Below are 20,819 nucleotides of genomic sequence, written 5' to 3'. Positions count from 1 at the left end.
AAATCGCCGCGGGAAACTAAAAACGCACGCTGCCGGGGGACCGTCAGCGAAAGTGTATCCTTACGATGTCGCCGTCGGCCACCGGATAATCACGACCTTCGCCCCGGACAAGACCGCGCGAGCGGGCGTCTTTTTCGGAACCGGCGACGAGAAGGTCGTTAAAAGACAATACCTCGGCCTTTATGAATCCTTTGGACATATCGGTGTGTATGCCCGCGGCGGCGTCCAGAGCCGTGGAACCCCTTTTTATGTGACGGGCCCGTACTTCGGTACCGACGACGGTATAGAAAATTATGAGATCCAGAAGCCGCGCGGCCGCGGCGACTATACTCTCGGAAGCGGGGCGCGATATTCCGTATTCCGCAAGAAAACCGGCTCTTTCCTCCGGCGGAAGTTCCAGCGCTTCCGTCTCAAGCTTAACGTCTATTCTTACCGCGCCGGCGCGCTCGGCCGGATCAAAAGGCGCCGTGGAATTGATAACGAAAAAGCGCGGCTTCGCGGTTAAAAAATCTTTCAGGTGAAACGGCGACGACGGGCCGAGCGGCGGCGGAACCAGCCCGGCGACGGCTTCGCCCTTTTGCAGCCGCGCGACGACTGCGCCCAGAAACGCCGCGCCCTCGGCCGCGAATTTGTCGCCGCTTCTTGACGCGACCGCGAGTTTTTCCCGCGCGCGGACGGCATATTCAAGGTCGGCCAGCAGCAGTTCGGTATCGACAATCATCCGCTCGTCTTCCGGACCGTTCGCGCCCGACGGGACCACATCGTCGGACACAAACGCGCGAAGGACATCGAGGGCGGCGTCCAGCGGTCTTATGTGCGACAGAAACGTGTTGCCCAGACCTTCGCCCTTGTGGGCGTTTTTGACCAACCCCGCAACGTCGACAAAACGCACCGATGCCGGGGTAAGTTTTTCGGGATTGTAAATTTCCCCAAGCTTTTTGAGACGATTGTCGCCGGAAACCGCCGCCACGCCGACGTTGGGCTCTATGGTGGTAAACGGAAAGTTTCCCGTCTGGGCGGCGGCCTTCGTCAGAAGATTAAACAGGGAGGATTTGCCGACGTTGGGCAAACCGATTATGCCTATTTCCATAATTACACTTACTTTAAGAAATCCCCTTGTTCCCCTTTATCAAAAGGGGTTAAAGGTGAAAATTTCCCCCTTAATAACGGGGGAATAAAAGGGGGTTGTGCGCCTTTGATGCGGAAGAATAACAACCCCCTGCCCCCCTTTGATAAGGGGGAATAAAGAAGGAGATACAGGGGAATTTTTGAAATTATCTGTCGACATATTTATCGCGCCTGGATTATAACAAGGTTGTCGCGGTGAACAACCTCGGGCGCGGTCGCGCCCGGAATTATGGCGGGTATTTCGCCGGAGTGTTTTCCTTTTATTTTGGCGAGGTCTGCCGACGAAAAATTCACGAGCCCGCGCGCGACGGCTTCGCCCGACGGCGTTTCGCAAACATTCACGGCGTCGCCGTAACCGAATACGCCTTCTGCGCCGCGCACGCCCGACGCAAGTAAGCTCTTGCCGGAGCGCACGGCGGCGGCGGCTCCTTTGTCGATCAAAATCGAACCCTTGATTTTGGCTCCGAACGCCAGCCAGCACTTTTTAGAATCCATTCTGCGCGACGGCATAAATATGGTGCCCGCGGCGGCGCCGGCCCTGATTTTGCCGAATAGTCCGGCCGAGGGCTTTGCCAGCACGGTTCTTACTCCGGAATCCACGGCGATTTTGGCGGCTTTGATTTTTGAGGCCATTCCGCCGGTGCCGTATTTCGATCCGGATTTCGCGCCGGCGAGTTTTTCTATTTCGGGGGTTATGCGGGTTACGGTGCCGACGAGATTTTCGGCGGAAAACTTGCCGCGGTAGAGCCCTTCGACATCGGTCAGAATTACCAGCGTGTCGGCTCCGAGAGCCGAAGCCACGTGCGCCGACAGTGTGTCGTTATCGCCGAATTTTATTTCGTCGACGGCGACGGTGTCATTCTCGTTTATGACGGGTGTGACGCCGTATCCCAAAAGAGTGACAATGGTGTTGCGGATGTTCATGAATCTGGCGCGCGACACGAAATCCTCGTTTGTCAGGAGTATCTGCGCGACCGACAGCCCGCCGCGCGCGAAGGCGTCGCGGTAATAGCCCATAAGCTCCGGCTGTCCGACGGCGGCAAGCGCCTGTTTTTCCCTGATGCTCAAAGTTTTCGAGTCGATTCCGCTCTTTATGCGCCCCACGCCTATGGCGCCGGACGTAACCAGAACGCAGGCGACCCCTTCGTTTTTCAGTGTCACTATTTCAGAAGCCAGCCAGCCGAGAACGTCGGTATCGACCTTTCTTTTTTCGTCGACAATAAGATTTGAACCTATCTTGATTACGTATTTAATGGCGTTCACAGAGTTACGATCTCCCTTTTATTTTGGGGCTCCCTTTTATTTTTTAGCTATCGTAAAGAGCAGTATCGTGTCAAAAACCGACCAGGCCAGCGACAGAAAGAATATTATATCCAGAAGAATAAAAAAATTAGTGGACAGATAATCGCGGGCGGCGTTATAAGATTCTTCGATGCGTTCTATCTTTGTGCCCACCGTCTCGTAAAGCCCGTTTATATCGAACACTTTGTTTACGTTCTTGTGAATCGTGCCGAGATGCCAGTCGGCCTCCACGCGCGGAATGTTTATCATCACGTTATAGAGAGAATCGACGATGGAAATTTTATCTCTGTCGAAATCTATGGCCTCCGCCGAGAATCTGTGATACGCGGATGGCATGCGCCAGAACTTGTAGTACGGGGGCATCGAGCCCAGCAGCATTTGCGCGGTATCGAGTTCCTTGTCCATTATGAAATTATAGGATTTAAGCGACCAGTACTGCGCCAGCGCCAGTTTTATCATTTCGGCCACCGCGGACGCGTCGGACGAAGCCACGAAAGCTCCGAATCTTTTGATGAGTATTATTTCGTTTTCATAATAGCCGTAGTTGACGAGTTTTTCCTGTTCGAGCACGTAAGCGGAAAGCCGGTCATACTCGCGCTCGCCGGAAAGTATACCGAATATCACCCTGTTATTGCGCTCTATGAAACGCGCGGCGTCGTCGGACAGCGGTTCCTCCGCGGTGAAAATGGGAAATATCTCCACGTCCGGCAGCCGCATCTCGTAGCGGTAAACCGCCAATTTCCGCGCCCTGTGCATAACGCCTTCGGCCACGGAGCGGGCGTAATCTTCGAGGCGGGTTTTGCCTATCCTGACGTTCTCCACGGCGAATGAAAGATCGGCGAGGTCTTTCATTTCGCATTCAACGGAAAGTTTCAGCTGTGTGACGCCGACGCCGAATTTATACACCGCTGTGGTGGACTCCACCGACGGGGCAAAACGCGACGCGGCTTCGTGCGACACGACATTGACCGACGTTTTTTTCGACGACATCGACTTAAAGAATTCGTCGGCGGCGCGGCCTTTGAAATCAAGCTCCAGCCCCGAATCGAACGGATAGAGAACGTATATGTTGAACTTCATAATTTGACTCAATTGAAAAACCCTTATCACGTCATTCCCGCGAAAGCGGGAATCCAGAGTTTCCGTCGTAGTATGGATTCCCGATAACAACATTCGGGAATGACCCCCGATAAAAACGTTCGAGGGCAGGCATACGGGGAAAAAGATAGTTTTTTAAATCAACTCGATTTATTTGAACTTTGTCCTTTTAAGAATGGTTTTGTCTCCGGCGAATACCGCCAGAAATCCGGATTCTTCTATGGCGCAGGCAACTACGCGAAAACCCGGCGGCGCCGTGTTTTCCTTCTGCGGGATGAACCTGTCGTCTATTATTTTCCCCGAAAAAACGGAACCGGTGACGCCGTCGGCCAGAAATATTTTGTCGCCTTTTTTACAGACGGCGACGGGCGATATGGCGCCGGTGGAATATTCCCCTATTTTTCTTAATGCGCCCGGCGAAGGCGGGACGGCACGGATTATTTCGTAAAGGAACAACTTTTTCATTTGAGTGTCGCCCGCCCAGATGAAATCTTTCTCGGCGAAAATGCCTCCGCCCGACACAAGTCCGGGCGCGGTGTACTCTTCTGCCGTCTCAAGACGCTTTGCGGCGTCGTTGACCACGTGGCGGCGGATCATGGAATCCGTGCCGACGGAATAAATCGACGCGCCGTCGGTGGCCAGTCCCAAAGGTCCGAAATCCGAAAAATAGTACACGTCCAGCAATTCGCCGCGGGCGCGGGCGTAACGATACACCGATTGGGTGAACCAATCGCTCACATAAACCGATTTGGCGCCTACTATCACGCCCGTTACGTTTCGGTGGGACACTTCTATCTCTTTTCCGACCGATGGGCTGGCGGCCAGATAAACCAAAAGCCCGAAAATGCCGATAAACGCGGCCGAACCGGCGGCCAGATATATTTTTTTGATAAGCGGCAGAGCGGCCACATAATCGAATATGTTCTGGTTGGCGGACTTATCGAAGGACAGCACATCCTTGCTCAGAGATTTGTTGACGATATCGACTATCTCTATGGGTCTCAGCGGATCGGTGATGCAGTCATACGCTCCCTTTTTTAGATAGTCGTAAGCCAGCCGCGCGTTGTGCTCTTTGAGATAACAGATTACCGGCAAGTCCCTGGACGCCGCCTGACGAAACTGCGAGAGAAACCAGTCCGTGAACTCCGTGTCGGCCACTATCAGCGACGGATTAACTTTGGAGAAGGCGTCGGCCGCCGAGACGATTTCGCCTATGTCGTATACACCGTATCCGGAATTTTTGAGCGCCGACATAAGGGCGGATCGGGACGACGGATCGGCTACGGCTACAAGTATTTTTTCACTCATGGCTTATTTTGAATCTGAATTTGCCGGCGGAATAGTGTATTTCGCCGCCGTGGAAAAGTATGTTTCGTTTCGCGCGAACCAGTCCCAAGCCGTCTCTGCCGGTTTTTGTCGTAAAAAAAGGCGTGAACAATTTTTCCTCGTTTTCAGGAGGAACGCCGGCGCCCGAATCGGAGACCTCGACAGCAAACGAAATGTCGTCGCAAACAATGCTGACGTCTATGGAGCCGGAGCGGGCTTCTTCCCCGCCGAGAGCGTCCGCGGAATTGTCCACCAACTCTCCCACCGCGGCGGCGAGAAGTTCCTCGTCGCAGACAACGGGCGGATATTCTTTTTCTTCCGGCCATTTGACCGTAAGCCCGAAAATCCGCGAGTATTTTTCCTTCAACTTGCGAAAAATCGCGTTGACGTCGCATTTTTTGAGTTCGGGCTTTACCAGAAAAAATTCCGCCATTTTATTGAAAGTGTCAACGGTAGCGGTTGTTTTCTCCTTGATGAGTTTAAGATCCGGCTCTATGTCTTTTTTAAGTTTTCTGACGGACGTTATTTTTTGATCGAGACATCCCGACAGATAATCCGTGGCGCCGAAAACCGCGCCCAGATTGTCGCGGACGTGTCTTACCCACCCGTCGAGCACAACCTGCGAAAAACTCCACAAATCGGAGGAAGAGCTTTCCAGCCGACGGTGATACGCGGCGCGCTGTCCGCCGAGTTCCGAAGCGGCGGAGTCGTATTTTTTCTTCCAGCCGGCGTCTATGACGGAAAGTTTTTTTTCCGTGCCGGATATGACCTCACGGAGGCGGTCGAGTTCTTTTCTGTGAACTTCCTCAATGACTGACGCGTCGCGTTTTACGGTTTCAACCTCGATGCGCGAGATCTCCAAATCCGCGGAAAGTTTGTCGGCGGCTTTTTTGAGTTCTATGATATGTTCGCGCAGAAAACGCGTTTCCTCGACCAGAGCAAGTATTTTGGCCTTGGTCTCGACGTCGGAAAGGCCTATAAGCCCTCTTATGATTTCATTTTCGTCGCGATAAGAAGCGTTCTGTTTCTGAAGTTTTGATATTTCGTCGTCGGCGGCGGCTCCGACGATGTCCGCTCGTCTTAAAAAAAGTTCGGAGGCGGCTTCGCCGCCGGAGCCGGTCATTATCTTCGGCGCCCATTCCTTCTTTAATTTTTCCAGTTCGTCTTTGAGCATTTTATTTGCATCCTGCGTCATTGCTAAGAGCGGGATTTCCCGCCTGTCATTACAAGGCCGCTTTTCCCCATTTGTCATTGCGAGGATTTTGTAGGGGCGAAAGATTTTTCACCCCTACCTACAACGACGAGCCCGCCCCCGCGCAAGCGGGGGAAGCAATCTGACCGCAAAGCAGTCATCCTGAGGGCAACGCCCGAAGGATCTCAATGAGATTCTTCGCGGAGTTTATCCTGAGGCATTATAAGATTCTTCGCTACGCTCAGAATGACGCCGCCGAAGGACCCAGAATGACTCTTCGTGTCAGATCGCCGCGCCCTTGCCCTCACAATGACATACGGCGGCGTTACGGCGCGGTGATTATTATATCTTCTCCGATTTTCGGCAAACCCCGCTCGATTTTATTGCGATTTGCGTCGTATATCTTCTGCCACTTGTTGGAATCTCCGTAATATTGCTGAGCCAGCGACCTTAATGAATCTCCGGCCTGCGCGCGATGGCGAACCGGCCACGTGCGCTTGGGAGCGGCGACCGCCTGACGCTGAGGCGCGGGCGCCGCCGCAGGTTTCTCGTCGACACCGCCCTTCATCATCTTTAATTTCTGCTTAATCAACTCCGACGCCTCTGAGTCAAGAATGTCCACGAAATCGCGCGCTTTCCGGTAGGCGTCTTCCGTCTCAACTAGCTTCTTGTTGAGCGTCGAGAGCTCGGACTTGGCGTCCCTTATGCGTTTTTCAAGATACATGGTTTTTTCGGTATTGCGCTCCAGAAGCACCTGTGAAAAATTGTATCCGCCGAATCGGTACACAAAGGAAAATCCAAACCGCCCCGATGTTGCAATATTCAGAGGCACGGAGTAATATACGTCGACGGCGTAAGGCCAGAGATACGCTCCCAGTCCGACGGAGACGGCTTCGTCGCGGGTATTGAATCCCGCGCGAGCGCGGCCGAGATTGCCGTAAACTCCGGTTTCAAATCCCAGATAGATTTTGGAATCCGTGTCTATGTCGGCGGCAAGCAGATATTCGTCCAGCAGATATGTCGAGCCGCCCAAACGGGCGGAGGGCCTGCCGCCGCCGGACGCCAGGGCCGCGCCGAAACGCCACGCATCGACGGGAAAATGGGCTCCGGCGGTCAGTCCGCCGGCTATGGCGCCGTCATCTGCGGCCGAAACGCCCGCGCGCGCGCCCCATGAAAAACCCGGCAAAAAGTTCAGTGTTTCCTTGCGTCCGAAAGCCGCGGAAAAATCAAACTCGCCGGTCGAGAGATTTTTTGATAGAAACGCCGAGGCGGGAGCAAACTTTCTGAATATCCCGGTGTAAGAAGCGCCTAAGTCGATGCCCTTCGAGCGGCCGTTCGCCAAACCGACGGAAAACTCGCTTTCTTCGGTTACCGCCAGAGAGGCGGGGTTAAGCAGCGCGGCCGACGGGCCGTCGGGTTCGGACACTCCGGCGGAGGCCATGCCGGGAAAGCGGGAAATCGTCGACGCGAAAGCGGAAACGCCCGTTAATATAAACGCCGCGCAGGCAACGGCGGAGCGCGTCGATAATCTCGTCATTCTATCCTCACGTCGTCAAGATTTATGTTCCAGGACGTCTGGGTTTCTTCTTCAAACATCCAGACAAGTTTTTTTATTTTGGAATAGTCGGGATGTTTTCCGACGGCCGACGGCGTAAAACCCGCGGGGCAGACCACGGAGTTTTCCACGCCGCGCCCGGAATAATTTAACGGCTGGGAATCCGCCCACACTCCGGATTCGTCTATTACTCTGAGGCGGATTTTCAGATTCATCGCGCCCAAAGTAAAAACCGCGGGGCGGGCAGCGAGCCAAAACCGTAAGCGGCCCGCTCCGGAAAAATCCTGCGCGGGGTAGAAAACCCTGGTGACAATGGCCGAGGATTTCTCGTTTTTCAAGGGCAAATACTGCGCCCTCAGGGAAAAACTTCCGTTTTTTTTCGACTGATTGTCGGGGCTTAAGAACACGTCGGCGTTGCGAACGGCTTCGCGGGGCGCCGAATAAAACTCTCTCTCACCGGACTCAAATCCGTCGGACTTCCACTGCTCGCCGCGCGGAACTTCGGCGCCGTCCACGCGGCGCAAAAAGTTTTCGTCGCGAATGGCAAACGGATTATTTTTTTCCGCCAGAAAAACAAAAACCGCAGTGGCGAAATAGTCCGGTTTCGGGCGGGATTGTCCGTCCGATGCGCCTATAAACGCTCCGTCGGGTATCTCCGGCGGGAAACTCAGGAACATGGCCGTTGCCGGCTCGGGCGATGGCACGGACGAATTCGCGGACGCGGTGTACTGCGCTGCGGCCAATTCGGATAAGGACATACGGCCCAAACCGCCTCCGGCGTCAAGCGACACCGCCGGACGCCACGGGCCGCCAAACAACGCTCCAAGCATATTGGCGTAAGAATCCGGCGCGGCCGGCCCGCCCGACAAATCCGCGACAAAACTCTTGCGGGTTTCTTCAAAGAACAAATCTTTCAGCGCGTATCCGAGACGCTTGGCGGCTTTTAAGTAGCGGTCGTCTCTCGTGTAGGCGGCGGCCGCGTTAAAAATATAATAGGCGCAGAGATTTTCGACCGCCGATGGCGACGATATTGTCGCCGGCAGCGCGGACGTCGATGAGAGCGCGGAAAAATCGCTGACAACGCCCCACGGGTTGACCCGCGCGAGATACAAGTCCGCCAGGGCCGACATCGAACGGTCGTATCTGCTTGTACCCGCAATGGATTTGTAGTTATAAAAAGCCGATGCGGCGGCCGCCTGCGCAAACGGGTCGATGCGCCCCGAGACGACCCGCGATTTGTCGTCGTAGGTCTGCGCGAACCCTTTGAATCCGCCTGATTTTTTGTCGGCCTCCCTTATATTGTCGAGAATATCGAGCGCCCTTCGCGCCCTGTTTATATGCCCGCGATACAGAAAAACGGAGGCGACAAGCGCCTGATCCGCCGCGCGACGTATTTCGCCGCCGACACTTCCGTCGGGACTTTGAGTTCTGGAAAGAAAGAAATAAACGCGCTCTGTCGCCGCGGGCACGGCGGCAAAACCCGCTATTGCGAACGCAGAAAAACACGCGGCGGAAACCGCGGCTGCTTTAAAGTGTCTCGTCATCGCTGATGGCATTGAAATGTGAACGTTATTCTACCTAATAAACTCTAAAAAATCAAACATTCGCCGACGGCAAAACAGTCGCAGGCGTATTTTAACGCGCCCATACCGGACACACAAGCGGCCACGTCCGGCGCGCTTGACAAAAAGGCCTCAATAATGTATTATTTTGAAGTTATATTTTCGACGAGGCGAGGCATAAATTATGGCCAAAATCGCAGGTTCAATGTCTTTAAGAAAGATACGTCCGGCGCAAGCGACGGCGCACGGACTTCCGGCGTCATACGGAGACACCAAGATTGTCGCTCTCCCCAGGGATCCTCTCTGGATATACGTCTACTGGGAAATAAACCAAAATAAGATATCCGCGCTTACCAAAAAACTGCCGCCGAAACCAAAATCGCGCGCCGTGTGGGCGCTCAGGGTTTACGACATAACGGGCGTAAAATTCAACGGCAGGAACGCCCTTGCGGCTTTCGATATTTTTGTTGCCCCCGAGTCGGGAAGCTGGCACATAAACTGCGGGCGCGTCAACCGCGTATGGTGCGTGGAGATAGGCGTAATCGGCGCCGACGGCGTGTTTACGGCGGCGGCCAGGTCTAATCCCGTGGCGTCCCCCAGATTCGGGATTTCTGACAAAACGGACGAGAAATGGGGCATAACGGAAAAAGATTTTGAAAAAATAATTGAGCTTTCCGGCGGTCTGGAAGCCGGCGCAGGATCCGTTTCCATGGCCCGCCTTATGACCGAACGATGGAAGGAACTTATGTCTATGCCGTCTTCCGGAGTATTGTCGGGCCGCTCAAAATCCAATACCTCAAAAAAATAAATCCGATGCCAAAAGGATACTGGTGCCCCGTTCTCCACGCGCACCTTCCGTACGTACGCCACCCCGAATATCCGGATTTCCTCGAAGAGGATTGGTTCTACGAGGGGCTGACTGAAACCTACCTGCCGCTTCTTTCCATATTTGAACGCCTTGTTTCCGAAAAAATCCATTTTCGCGTCACAATGACTATAACGCCGTCGCTGGCCGGAATGATGTCCGACGAGCTTTTAATGACTCGCTACGGCGCGCGCATAGCAAAGCTCGCGGAACTCGCGGATAAAGAAGTGGAGCGCACCAAGAACCGCCGCGAATTCAACCGCTCTGCGATTCTTTATAAAAATATACTGGCGGATTGCCGCCGGCTTCTGGACAAATACGACGGCAGGATTCTTGCGGGTTTCAGAAAACTCCAGGATTCAGGGCATATAGAGATAATAACTTGCTGCGCGACGCACGGATTTCTTCCTCTGATGACTCACCGCGCCGCGGCGATTGCCCAGATTCGCGCCGCCAAAAAAGATTACAGGCGGCATTTCGGACGCAATCCGCGCGGAATATGGCTGGCCGAATGCGCCTATTCGCCCGGCATCGAAGAGATATTGCGCCAAGAGGGCATCCGGTTTTTCTTTCTTGAAGCGCACGGAATTTTATACGCGGAACCGCGTCCGAGATACGGTATTTTCGCGCCGCTCTACACTCCTTCCGGCGTGGCCTGTTTCGGCAGGGACCAGGAAACGGCTCATCAGGTCTGGAGCGCCGACGCCGGCTATCCTGGCGACCCGTCTTACAGGGAATTCTACCGCGACGTCGGATACGATCTGCCTTACGATTACATAAAACCATACCTTCACGACGATGGAGTGCGCCGGAATGTAGGGCTTAAATATTACCGCGTTACGGGTAAGGTTTCTCTCGACGCGAAAATGCCTTACGACCCGGCAAAGGCATCGGCGACGGCCGCGTCGCACGCCGGAAATTTTCTGTTTAACAGAACTAAACAGGCGGAATATCTCTCAAGTATAATGGACCGTCCGCCCGTGGTGGTTTCCCCTTTCGACGCCGAACTCTTCGGTCACTGGTGGTTCGAGGGGCCGTTGTTCCTGGACTATCTTTTCAGAAAAATTCATTACGACCAGAACATCGTAAAGTGCATCACTCCGTCGGAGTATCTGTCGCGCTTTCCGAAGAATCAAATATCAAGTCCGGCGGCGTCATCCTGGGGCGACAAGGGCTACTTTGAAGTGTGGCTCAACGGCTCAAACGACTGGATTTACCGTCATCTTCACAAGGCGGAAGAAAGAATGACAAAAATCGCGCGGGACAATCCCTCGGCTCGCCTCGACGCGCGGAGGGCGCTCAACCAAATGGCCAGAGAATTGATGCTGGCGCAGTCCAGCGACTGGGCTTTTATAATGACGACCGGCACCATGGTGGAATACGCCCGCAAGCGCACCACCGACCATCTGCGGCGGTTTACCAAACTTTACGAACATGTCCGAACCGGCCGGCTTGACCGCGAGTATGTGACGGAATTGGAACGCAGGGACAATATTTTTCCCGATATAGATTACAGGGTTTACTTGTGAACAGAGGGAGGATTCGTTGAAAATAACCAAACTCCATTTGATACTTCTTATCGTGGCGCTGGCCGGCTTTTTCGGCTGGAAAGAATACACGAAGCAAGTTGAAATCTCCAAAGCCCGCGCGGAATTGGAGCGGGCGCGCAGAGAAGAAAAGTCCCGCGCGGAAATTGACGCGCGCAAGCGCGAACTTGAAGCGGAAAACCTCGTGCGGAAAGCTGCCCTGGCGCGGGAGGCCGTCGCCGTGGCCGGAGAATATCTTAAAATCGCGCGGCGCGAAAATCTTAACGCATCCAAAGGACAGGTCACCCTCCGTATCGCCAAGGAAACCCTCGCCGAGGGCGACGCGAACAAGGCGTGGGAGTTGGCTCATCAGTCGATAAAAGAGATAAAAGAGGCGGCGTTTTCGGACAGGATTTACATAGTCCGCCATGGCGATACTTTGTGGGACATCGCCTCAATGCGCCGGCATTTTGCCGACGGCCGGAAGTGGCGCTATATTTATCTGGCCAATAAATCCTCCGTCAAAAATCCCCGCGTAATATATCCCAGGCAAAAACTCGTCGTACCCGTGTCGAGCTGGGAACAATACGTCGAAGCGGCAAAAAAAGTAAGGTGAGGCCGTTGAAAACCCCCGTATTTGTCATTCTGAGCCCTTCGGCGAGCGTCATTCTGAGCGAAGCGAAGAATCTCGTAATGCCTCAGGATAAACTCCGCGAAGGGTCTATCTTGTCGTCGAAAGACGAGATTCTTCGCGGAGTTTATCTTGAGCCGAAGCGAGACCCTTCGTTTCACTCAGGGTGACAAAAGCGAAGGGTGAAAACAAGGAGAAAAATTATGGACGTTAAACTTAATTATACCTATTCAATGTCGGACGTAGTCGGAGAACACGGCGTAACCGCCGAAGAACTGCTTGCGCTGAAGGACCGTCTGAGCGCGGCCAAAAAAGCCGTCGGCGCAAAAAAAGCCGCCGGAAAACTCGGTTTTATGGAACTGCCTTATAAAACCGAAGACGCCGCTAAAATAAAGCGTCTCGCCTCGAAGCTGAAGAAACGCTTCGACAACTTCGTGGTGGTCGGAATCGGCGGGTCGGCGCTGGGAAACATCGCACTGCAGGGCGCGCTGCGCCATCCGTTCTGGAATCTTCTTGATAAAAAATCCCGCGGCGGATGGATGCGGATTTTTGTGCCGGACAACGTGGATCCGGAACTGGTCAAGGGATTGGCTGAAACTATTGATTTCAAAAAAACGGTTTTCAATGTCATATCGAAATCCGGCACAACGGCCGAAGGTCTTGCCAATTTTTTCTTCTTCAAAAAAATCCTCGAAAACAAAGCGGGCAAAAAATACCGCGATCATCTGGTTTTCACCACCGACTCTCAAAAGGGCTTCTTAAGAGAATTGGCCTCCACGGAAGGCATAGAGAGTTTCGATATTCCCGCGAACGTCGGCGGAAGATTTTCCGCGCTTTCTCCGGTGGGGCTTATATCGGCCGCGGCGGCGGGAATAAAAATCGACAAAATTCTTTCGGGCGCAAAGGCGATGGATCAAAAATGTTCGGCCGCGGCGAATCCGCTCGAAGACCCGGCCGCGGTTTTTGCGGCGCTGAACTATCTTCTTTATCTTAAAGGCAAACGAATCTGCGTGATGATGCCCTATTCCAACGCGCTTTATCCCGTTGCCGACTGGTTCAGGCAGTTGTGGGCCGAATCTCTCGGAAAAAAATCCGACACCGCCGGTAAAACAATAAATGTGGGCCCCACTCCCGTTAAAGCTCTGGGCGCCACCGACCAGCATTCGCAGGTTCAGCTTTACATCGAGGGGCCTTACGACAAAGTGGTGGTGTTTTTATCGGCGGGGAAATTCAGAAAATCCGCGCCCATACCCAAAGTAGGATATTCTCATTATCTGGAAGGACGCTCTCTTGGTGAACTGATAAAATGCGAGGAAGACGCAACCAGAACCGCGCTGGCGAAGGAACAGCGCGCCAATATGACTATCGATATTCCGACGATAGACGAGGAAAATATCGGCGGGTTGCTTTATATGCTGGAACTTGCCACCGCGTATGCCGGCGAACTTTTCGACATTAACGCCTTCGACCAGCCGGGGGTGGAGCTGGGTAAACAACTGACCTACGGACTGATGGGACGCGCAGGATTCGAGACGCAGAAAAAAGATATAGAGGAATTCAAAAACCGGTTTACGGCGCGGAAGGTTTGATTTTTTTTATTTCTCTTTGTCATTCCCGCGCCGCGCCAATTTGGTGCGGGGTAAACTCCAGTGGAAAGCCGCACCCAAGCGTCATTCCCGTGCAAACGGGAATCCAGAATTTAAGGTTATAGTAGATTCCCGATAACGACATTCGGGAATGACATTTTGGGTAGATTCCCGATAAAAACGTTCGGGAATGACATACTTTGCTAATTTTTACAGCTGCTTACGGCAGAACGTCTCTTATTGATTTTCCAACGGCGTTTATTATTTTTTCTATCTGGCCGACGGTAACCGACAGGGGCGGCATTATCACGATAACGTTGCCCAGCGGTCGAAGTATCACGCCGTAATCACGCGCGCGGCGACAGATTTTTATCGCCGTTTTTTCTTCGACGGCGAACATTCTCCCCGTTTTTTTGTCTTTTACGATTTCTATTCCCGCCATAAGACCCAGCTGTCTCGTATCGCCGACGAAAGAGTTTTCCGACGAGAGTTTTTGCAGCGCGGCGGAAAGCGCGGCTATTTTTGCCGGCAACTTCCCGATAGTTTTTTCTTTTTTGAATATTTCAAGGTTCGCAATGGCCGCCGCGCAGGCAAGGGGATTGGCGGTATATGTGTGGCCGTGGAAAAAAGTTCTGAAATCTTCGTAGCGTCCCAGAAATGCCCGATGGATTTTTTCAGAGACCAGCGTAGCCGCCAACGGCAAATATCCTCCGGTTATTCCCTTGGCTACACACATAATGTCGGGGCGCACGTTTTCTATTTCGCAGGCGAACATCTTGCCGGTGCGGCCAAAGCCGGTTGCGACTTCGTCGGCAATAAGAAGCGTTCCGTATCGCCGGCAGAGATCCGCGAAGGCCTTAAAATAGCCCGGCGGCATAGTCAGCATCCCGGCGGCGCCCTGTATCATGGGTTCCGCGACGGCCGCGGCTATGCGACGGGAATGTTTTTTGAAAATATCTTCGGCGGCTTTCAAACATTCCCCCTTGCATCCGACGGATATACAATGAATCCGGAAGCCGCCGGCGCGGGTCTTTCGGGAGACGCGCGGAGCCGCGGCGGAAGTTTTTGTTCTGTGCGGACAACGATAGCAGTAAGACGACGGCGCGAATAATGTCTTAAAAAGCAGCGGCCGGAACTTCTCGCCAAAAAGATCCATCCCCCCGACGGAAACCGAACCGATGGTATCGCCGTGATAGGCGTTTTTCAGAGACAGAAACATGGTCTTGCCGCGCGAAGGATTTTTTTTCTGCCGCCAGTACCGGAAAGCCATTTTTAAAGCTATCTCGACGGCGGTCGATCCCGAATCAGAATAGAATACCCGCTCAAGACCGCGCGGAGCAAGGCGAATCAGCCGCTCCGCCAGAAGAGCGCCGGGCGCGTGCGCCAGGCCGAGATACGTCGAGTGAGCGATTTTCCCGAGCTGCTTTTTTATGGCGTTGTCTATGGCGGACTTGCGATGGCCGTGCACGTTGACCCACAATGAGGACACTCCGTCGATGTATTCTTTCCCGTTCGTATCCTTCAAATAAATTCCGCGGCCCGATTCAATTACGAGATTGTCTTCTTTTGCCCAGTCGGCCATCTGCGTAAACGGATGCCAGACGTATTTTTTGTCGAGCGCGGATATCGACGGGGTCTTCATACTTTTTTCAAAATGCATTTCAAAAGTCCTTTCGGCGCGCGGCACGCGTCTTTTTTTACGACGAAGACGGGCGCGCTAACGTATTTCCGGATAACGGCAGGATTGGTTTTTTGCGCGGCTCCGCGGCCGGTGTAGTTATTTATGACGACGGCGGCCGTCCTGATTTTTCGTCGGGACAACGCTTCGACGCTCAGCAAGGTGTGATTTATGGCCCCGAGACCGGCGCGGGATACGAGCACGGCGGGCAGTCGCAGTTTTTTTATCAAATCTATAATATGAAATCCGCCGGCAACCGGAACAAAGAGTCCGCCTGCGCCTTCCACTATAACGAAATCGGCGGCACGACACGCTTTTTTAAAAGTTTCGACGGTATGCGCGACGGAAATGCGTTTTTTTTCGAGTCGCGCGGCCACAAACGGAGCCAGCGGCGCCTTAAAAAAATACGGATTGACTTCGTCGATTCGCTGTGACGAGCCGGAAGCCGCAAGAAGCTTCCGCGCGTCGGCGCGGGAGCCGCTCAGATACGGCTTAAAAACGGAAACACGCCGGCCCGCCGCGACTGCCGACGCTATAAGACAGGACACATATGTCTTTCCCGCGCCGGTATCGGTCCCCGTCACAAAAATACCGCGTACCGCCGCAATTTTTTTTATGCGCATAATTTAAGCGCCTCGACAAATCGCGCTATGTCTTCGTCGGAGTGGGCAATGGTTACGGATATTCTCAGGCGCGCCGACTTTTTTGAAACAGTGGGATATCTGACCGCGGGAGCGTAAAAACCCTTTTTGAAAAGCAAACTCGAAAGCGCAACGGCGCGGGCGCTGTCTCCGACGATAACGGGAATTATCTGCGATACGGATTTTCCGGTGTCGAATCCGATACGTTTTATTTCCGCGCGGAGTTTCGCGGCGCGTTCCAGCAGCGCGCGACCGGCCCCGGGATTTTTCTCGACGATACCCAGAGACGCCATAGCGGCGGCGCAAACCACCGGCGAGAGCGCGGTCGTATATATGAACCCGCGCGCTTTGTTTACCAGATATTCGCGCAGCGGAGACGATACGCAGACGAACCCGCCCTGCGCTCCGAGGGCCTTGGAGAGTGTTCCCATCTTCACGTCGATTTTGTCTTCTACGCCGAAATGCTCGGCGGCGCCGGCGGCGCGGAGGCCGAATATACCGGTAGAGTGCGCTTCGTCGATCATCAGGATGGCTCCGTATTTTTCGGCAAGGAAAGCGATGTCGCCGAGAGGAGCAAGATCGCCGTCCATTGAAAACAGCGCGTCGGTGACTATCAACCGTCGGCGATGGCGCGAAATTATTTTCAGCGCGCGCTCAAGGTCGTCGGGGTCGGCGTGACGGTAAACCGCCACGCGCGCGCCGGAAAGCCGCGCGCCGTCGACAAGCGAGGCGTGGTTGAGGCGGTCGAGCAGCACGCAGTCGCCGTCGCCGGCAAGGGCGGATATTACCGATAGGTTGGTCTGATAGCCCGACGGAAAGACCATCGCGGCTTCGGCGCTTTTGAACGCTGAGAGACGCCGCTCGAGTTCTTCGTGGACGTCGGAGTTGCCTGATAGCAGCCGCGAGGACGCGCCGCCGCCGCCGCGGGACGCGGCGGCGGACCCGGCCGCCGCCGTTACTGCGGGGGCCGTCGAGAGCCCCAGATAGTCGTTCGACGCGAAATTGACGACCTCCCGACCGTCCAGATTGAGGCGGCCGGGCCCCGTCCCGTCCCGCAAAGCGGGACGGGACGGGGCCGCGCGTCGCATCCGCCGCAACAGCGCGGCGCTTTCCAGACGGCGAAGTTCTTCGTCGATAAAATCAAGTTTGCTCATAAGCCGGGTTTCGCGCAGACAACGGCCCCTATCTGCGAGCCGAAGCCGTAGGAGAGAGACATCGCCCTGCGGATCCTTGCGGCGCGGGCAGTCGTACCCGCAACAAAATCAAGGTCGGCAATAGGCGTTTCCAAATTCAGCGTCGAAGGCGCCAGACCTTCGACCATAGCCAAAATCGAAAATATGAACTCGGCCATTCCGCCGGCTCCGAGCATATGTCCGGTGGCCGCTTTCGTCGACGATATGGCAATCTTGCGCGCGCGTTCGCCGAAAGCATCCGCTATGGCGCGCGCTTCGGCCGGATCGTTTTGCCGCGTGGCCGTACCATGCGCGTTTATATAATCTATCCGGTCGATGTGCTCGCCGGCGGCTGCCCTGATGGCCCGCGTTACCGTGCCGGAGTCCCTGCCTATATTAAGAGTATCCGACGACGACAACACGCTTATGCCCGATATTTCAGCAATAACCGCGGCGCCGCGGGCATTGGCGGCGCTCTTTCTTTCGATTACAATAGCCGCCGCTCCCTCGCCGAGCGCAAAACCTTCGCGCCTTTCGTCAAACGGCCTTACGCGTTCGCGCGCCAAAACTCCCATATTGCCGAAAGCACCCGCGTACAGCGGTTCTATGGACGCCTCCGCCGCGCCGACCACGACCGCGTCGTACTGTCCGCTGTCCAGAGCCGAAATCGCGCAAAATATCGACTGTATTCCGCCGGCGCAGGCGGCTACCGCGCTCTTGACGGTTTTTGAGGCAAAATCAAAATTCGACGCCGCGCGAGCGCCGCAGGCGCCCATTATGTTCGGAAAAAAATCCGTAAAAATCCCCGCGCCCGGCTTCGACTGACTCAGCACAAAACATACTTTTCTCTCTCGCGGAATTTTTGCCGCGCCGAGCGCCTCGTCCACGGCGGCAAGCAACATATCGTAAGCCCTGTCTTCCCCCCTGAAACCATCGGGAGGCCTTGCTTCCGGATAACCATTACAACCGCGCGATACTGCCGAATCGCCGCGGACAAGGGCACGCCATCCGGCCGACACACCGACGCCCAGAGGCGTCACCGCGCCCATTCCGGTAACCGACGGAATATCTCTCATATTATTCTTGAATCCACATTGAATACCTGACCGGAAACAGTTTGAAGCTCCGAAATAAAAACCACGAAACGGGCCAGTTCGTCAACGGAAGTCGTCGTTTTCAGCACGCTTTCCGCCGCATTCTTCCGGTAATACGCCTCCGGAGCCGCGCGCCCCATATCGGTAAGATGAAAGCCCGGCAAAACACAGTTGACTCTTATTCCCGTACCTCCCAATTCAATCGCCGACGATTTGCTCAACGATATCAAACCGCCCTTGGCCGCCGCGTAATTCGCCTCGCCGACGTTACCGCGCACGCCGACAATGGAAGAAATATTCACTATGGAGCCGCCCGATCCGCCGCGCGTAAAAAATTTTGCCGCCTCTCTTGTAACGTAAAACACGGCGGAAAGATCCGTCGAAATCACCTCGTTCCATTCGTCGTCAGACATTTTAGACACGGTTCTGTCGCGTATAACCGCGGCATTGTTGATCACGACATCCATCCTTCCGAATTTGCGAAAAATGCTTTCCATCATATCGCGAACTTCGGAAGATTTGGACACATCGGCCTTAAAACTTTCGGCCTCAAACCCGCCGGCGTGAAGCTCGCAGATAAACTTAGCGGCCGCATCGGCCGACCTGTTGCAATTTACGGCTACGCGATACCCCGCCGACGCGAACTCCGCGGCGATACGCCTTCCTATACCCCGGGCGCCGCCGGTGACAACGGCGACTTTTTTACTCACCGCCGACCTCAAGCCCCAGATCGTCTATCATTCGTCTGTCCTCATCCGGAGAGCGTCCCGTCGTAGTCAGGTAGCCGCCGGTCATCATACCGTTGGCTCCCGCATAAAAAATCCACGACTGCAAATCTCTAAGATTCACTTCCCTGCCCCCGCAAACGCTTATATCCTTGTCGGGCAAAGCAAACCGGAACGCCGCGATAATGCCCAGTATTTCACGGGGCGACAAACGCGGCGCGTTTTCAAGTTCGGTCCCCGCCACAGGATTAAGAAAATTAAGCGGCACCGACGACGGCGAAATCCCCCGCAACTCCATCGCGAACTCAAAACGGTCGAGCGCGCTTTCACCTATGCCGAAAAGTCCGCCGCAACACAAATCCAGACCCGCGGCCTTTAGAGCGTTCAGCGTCTTTATCCTGTCGGAATAAGAATGAGTGGTGCATACGGACGGAAAATATTTTTCCGATGTTTCAAGATTATGATGATACTTTTGAAGACCGCAATTTTTCAGATAAACGATTTGTTCACGGCTTAATTCGCCCAGAGAAGCGCTGATACGGGAGAACCTCTTCGACGGATTCGCGGCTCTCTGCGAGGATATTTTTTTTATCACTTCCCCGATTCGCTCAATTTCTTCCGCGGATACTCCCCTGCCCGAAGTGACCACGCCAAAACACAACGCGCCCGCTCCGTCGGCTTTCTTGTAAGCCGAAAGGATTTCGCCGGACGAAACCAGCGGATATGAATCCACTTTTGAACGCGCATGGGAGCTCTGCGCGCAAAAACGGCAATCCTCGGAGCACATCCCCGACTTGGCATTTATTATAGAACACAGACGGACGCGGTCTCCCTTATGATGCCGTCTTATCTTATCGGCATAAAACATAACTTCGGACAGTCGCTCGTAACCGGCAAAAAAAATCGACTCGCATTCTTTTTCATCGAGAGTTTTACCGTCGAGAACTTTGGATGCCAGATGTTCAATATTTATCGTCACGGTTCTTATCCTTTATGTGTAAACCGGAGTTACATACCGGTTGACAAAGAATGTAAAAAAATAAGGTCTTACAAATCGGAGAACTTGGAGAGTTCAATGCGCTGGTCGAGGAAATACTGTTTCAACTGCGGCTGACAGCAGTGGGCCAGCTCCGCTTCCCGCCAAAGCTCGCCGTAACCGGGATGCGTCAGGAGCTCGGCAACATGATAATTCTCGTCGACGTTGCCCCAATACCAACCTTCTATGCAGTGGTCGGGATATTTCAGATTATTAAAATCAAGGGTATTTTTAAGGGGCTCATACTCTTTATAATCGGGAAAGAACTTATGCGGCAGCCGCACGGCTTTTACTCCGCGGGACGCCGCGGCTTCACAGACCACTTTGAATATCCCCGGCTCCAAATGCGCGTGATGATGAGAGTCAATGTGATCGCAACCCAGGTCGAAGGAAAGATATACGTCGAACTGTCTGAGGATTTCTTGTTTTATTTCGTCGATGGAAGGCGCCGGAGAGATAAAGCCCACGGCGCTGCCTTTGTGGTGGTCGATAGTGAAATATTTATCAAGATTAAGATGAAGCCCCACGCCAAGCGAGGGATTTTCCTTTATCTTGGCGACGGCGTCGGCAGTGGCCTCGCCCTCGGCGAACAAACTCACGGATGTGACCACTCCGTTTCTGTGGGCGACGACTATCCCGCGGTTAACGGACTCCCTGAGCCCCATATCGTCGGCGTTGACTATAAGTTTTTTTGACATATTA

At 54.1% G+C, this 20,819-nt stretch carries 18 protein-coding genes; 4 read left to right on the top strand and 14 right to left on the bottom strand.

The features are described from left to right. Positions 1-43: 43 nt before the first annotated feature. The 7 genes from CVU77_00425 to CVU77_00395 all read right to left on the bottom strand — a co-directional run bounded on the left by CVU77_00425 (position 44) and on the right by CVU77_00395 (position 9,145). Positions 44-1,090: a redox-regulated ATPase YchF gene (locus CVU77_00425; protein PKN02299.1), complete on the bottom strand. Its 1,047-nt coding sequence runs from the start codon at positions 1,088-1,090 to the stop codon at positions 44-46. Between the two features lie 200 nt (positions 1,091-1,290). Continuing rightward, on the bottom strand, positions 1,291-2,391 hold the full coding sequence (gene proB / locus CVU77_00420; GenBank protein PKN02298.1) for a glutamate 5-kinase: 1,101 nt from the start codon (positions 2,389-2,391) through the stop codon (positions 1,291-1,293). 36 nt (positions 2,392-2,427) lie between these two features. Next, positions 2,428-3,603, bottom strand: coding sequence for a hypothetical protein (locus CVU77_00415; protein PKN02297.1), 1,176 nt, complete (start codon positions 3,601-3,603; stop codon positions 2,428-2,430). Between the two features lie 75 nt (positions 3,604-3,678). Further along, positions 3,679-4,836 (bottom strand): hypothetical protein, encoded by a 1,158-nt coding sequence (locus CVU77_00410; protein ID PKN02296.1) that lies wholly within the window; start codon positions 4,834-4,836, stop codon positions 3,679-3,681. Next, entirely contained in the window at positions 4,829-6,106 is a 1,278-nt protein-coding gene (locus CVU77_00405; protein PKN02295.1) for a hypothetical protein, read from the bottom strand. Before CVU77_00405 ends, CVU77_00410 begins: the two co-directional genes overlap by 8 nt. A gap of 265 nt (positions 6,107-6,371) precedes the next feature. Beyond that, entirely contained in the window at positions 6,372-7,583 is a 1,212-nt protein-coding gene (locus CVU77_00400; protein PKN02294.1) for a hypothetical protein, read from the bottom strand. After that, a complete protein-coding gene (locus tag CVU77_00395; GenBank protein ID PKN02293.1) occupies positions 7,580-9,145 on the bottom strand; it encodes a hypothetical protein in 1,566 nt (521 codons plus the stop codon). Before CVU77_00395 ends, CVU77_00400 begins: the two co-directional genes overlap by 4 nt. A 202-nt stretch (positions 9,146-9,347) precedes the next feature. Here CVU77_00395 and CVU77_00390 point away from each other — a divergent pair, with 202 nt between their 5' ends. From CVU77_00390 to CVU77_00375, 4 genes are all read left to right on the top strand, one after another. After that, entirely contained in the window at positions 9,348-9,971 is a 624-nt protein-coding gene (locus CVU77_00390; GenBank protein PKN02292.1) for a hypothetical protein, read from the top strand. Between the two features lie 5 nt (positions 9,972-9,976). Continuing rightward, positions 9,977-11,557: a DUF1957 domain-containing protein gene (locus CVU77_00385; GenBank protein PKN02291.1), complete on the top strand. Its 1,581-nt coding sequence runs from the start codon at positions 9,977-9,979 to the stop codon at positions 11,555-11,557. A gap of 16 nt (positions 11,558-11,573) precedes the next feature. Then, a complete protein-coding gene (locus tag CVU77_00380; protein PKN02290.1) occupies positions 11,574-12,170 on the top strand; it encodes a hypothetical protein in 597 nt (198 codons plus the stop codon). A 218-nt stretch (positions 12,171-12,388) separates the two neighbouring features. Then, positions 12,389-13,774 carry a glucose-6-phosphate isomerase gene (locus tag CVU77_00375; GenBank protein PKN02289.1) on the top strand — a complete coding sequence of 462 codons (1,386 nt, stop codon included), beginning with the start codon at positions 12,389-12,391 and terminating at the stop codon, positions 13,772-13,774. Between the two features lie 217 nt (positions 13,775-13,991). Here the strand turns inward: CVU77_00375 and bioA are convergent, their stop codons facing one another. From bioA to CVU77_00340, 7 genes are all read right to left on the bottom strand, one after another. Next, the gene (gene bioA / locus CVU77_00370; GenBank protein ID PKN02288.1) at positions 13,992-15,431 is read right to left on the bottom strand and encodes an adenosylmethionine--8-amino-7-oxononanoate transaminase; all 1,440 of its coding nucleotides are present in this window, start codon (positions 15,429-15,431) and stop codon (positions 13,992-13,994) included. After that, positions 15,410-16,072, bottom strand: coding sequence for a dethiobiotin synthase (gene bioD / locus CVU77_00365; protein PKN02287.1), 663 nt, complete (start codon positions 16,070-16,072; stop codon positions 15,410-15,412). Before bioD ends, bioA begins: the two co-directional genes overlap by 22 nt. Further along, positions 16,063-17,244, bottom strand: coding sequence for an 8-amino-7-oxononanoate synthase (gene bioF, locus CVU77_00360; GenBank protein PKN02286.1), 1,182 nt, complete (start codon positions 17,242-17,244; stop codon positions 16,063-16,065). Before bioF ends, bioD begins: the two co-directional genes overlap by 10 nt. Continuing rightward, a complete protein-coding gene (locus tag CVU77_00355) occupies positions 17,241-18,338 on the bottom strand; it encodes a hypothetical protein (GenBank protein PKN02285.1) in 1,098 nt (365 codons plus the stop codon). Before CVU77_00355 ends, bioF begins: the two co-directional genes overlap by 4 nt. Then, entirely contained in the window at positions 18,335-19,087 is a 753-nt protein-coding gene (locus CVU77_00350; GenBank protein ID PKN02284.1) for a 3-oxoacyl-ACP reductase, read from the bottom strand. Before CVU77_00350 ends, CVU77_00355 begins: the two co-directional genes overlap by 4 nt. After that, a complete protein-coding gene (gene bioB / locus CVU77_00345) occupies positions 19,059-19,949 on the bottom strand; it encodes a biotin synthase BioB (GenBank protein ID PKN02418.1) in 891 nt (296 codons plus the stop codon). Before bioB ends, CVU77_00350 begins: the two co-directional genes overlap by 29 nt. A 179-nt stretch (positions 19,950-20,128) precedes the next feature. Further along, on the bottom strand, positions 20,129-20,815 hold the full coding sequence (locus CVU77_00340; protein ID PKN02283.1) for a hypothetical protein: 687 nt from the start codon (positions 20,813-20,815) through the stop codon (positions 20,129-20,131). Between the last annotated feature and the right edge of the window lie 4 nt (positions 20,816-20,819).

The organism is Elusimicrobia bacterium HGW-Elusimicrobia-1, assembly GCA_002841695.1.
GTDB lineage: Bacteria > Elusimicrobiota > Endomicrobiia > PHAN01 > PHAN01 > PHAN01.
This window is presented reverse-complemented; position numbering and strand designations above follow the sequence as displayed.

What these genes read in the sequence shown, in the direction of transcription:
- CVU77_00425 (PKN02299.1), bottom strand. Translation starts at nt 1,090, where the DNA reads ATGGAAATAGGCATAATCGGTTTGCCCAACGTCGGCAAATCCTCCCTG.
- CVU77_00415 (PKN02297.1), bottom strand. Translation starts at nt 3,603, where the DNA reads ATGTTGTTATCGGGAATCCATACTACGACGGAAACTCTGGATTCCCGC.
- CVU77_00410 (PKN02296.1), bottom strand. Translation starts at nt 4,836, where the DNA reads ATGAGTGAAAAAATACTTGTAGCCGTAGCCGATCCGTCGTCCCGATCC.
- CVU77_00405 (PKN02295.1), bottom strand. Translation starts at nt 6,106, where the DNA reads ATGACAAATGGGGAAAAGCGGCCTTGTAATGACAGGCGGGAAATCCCG.
- CVU77_00400 (PKN02294.1), bottom strand. Translation starts at nt 7,583, where the DNA reads ATGACGAGATTATCGACGCGCTCCGCCGTTGCCTGCGCGGCGTTTATA.
- CVU77_00395 (PKN02293.1), bottom strand. Translation starts at nt 9,145, where the DNA reads ATGACGAGACACTTTAAAGCAGCCGCGGTTTCCGCCGCGTGTTTTTCT.
- CVU77_00390 (PKN02292.1), top strand. Translation starts at nt 9,348, where the DNA reads ATGGCCAAAATCGCAGGTTCAATGTCTTTAAGAAAGATACGTCCGGCG.
- CVU77_00385 (PKN02291.1), top strand. Translation starts at nt 9,977, where the DNA reads ATGCCAAAAGGATACTGGTGCCCCGTTCTCCACGCGCACCTTCCGTAC.
- CVU77_00375 (PKN02289.1), top strand. Translation starts at nt 12,389, where the DNA reads ATGGACGTTAAACTTAATTATACCTATTCAATGTCGGACGTAGTCGGA.
- bioA (PKN02288.1), bottom strand. Translation starts at nt 15,431, where the DNA reads ATGCATTTTGAAAAAAGTATGAAGACCCCGTCGATATCCGCGCTCGAC.
- bioD (PKN02287.1), bottom strand. Translation starts at nt 16,072, where the DNA reads ATGCGCATAAAAAAAATTGCGGCGGTACGCGGTATTTTTGTGACGGGG.
- bioF (PKN02286.1), bottom strand. Translation starts at nt 17,244, where the DNA reads ATGAGCAAACTTGATTTTATCGACGAAGAACTTCGCCGTCTGGAAAGC.
- CVU77_00355 (PKN02285.1), bottom strand. Translation starts at nt 18,338, where the DNA reads ATGAGAGATATTCCGTCGGTTACCGGAATGGGCGCGGTGACGCCTCTG.
- bioB (PKN02418.1), bottom strand. Translation starts at nt 19,949, where the DNA reads ATGTTTTATGCCGATAAGATAAGACGGCATCATAAGGGAGACCGCGTC.
- CVU77_00340 (PKN02283.1), bottom strand. Translation starts at nt 20,815, where the DNA reads ATGTCAAAAAAACTTATAGTCAACGCCGACGATATGGGGCTCAGGGAG.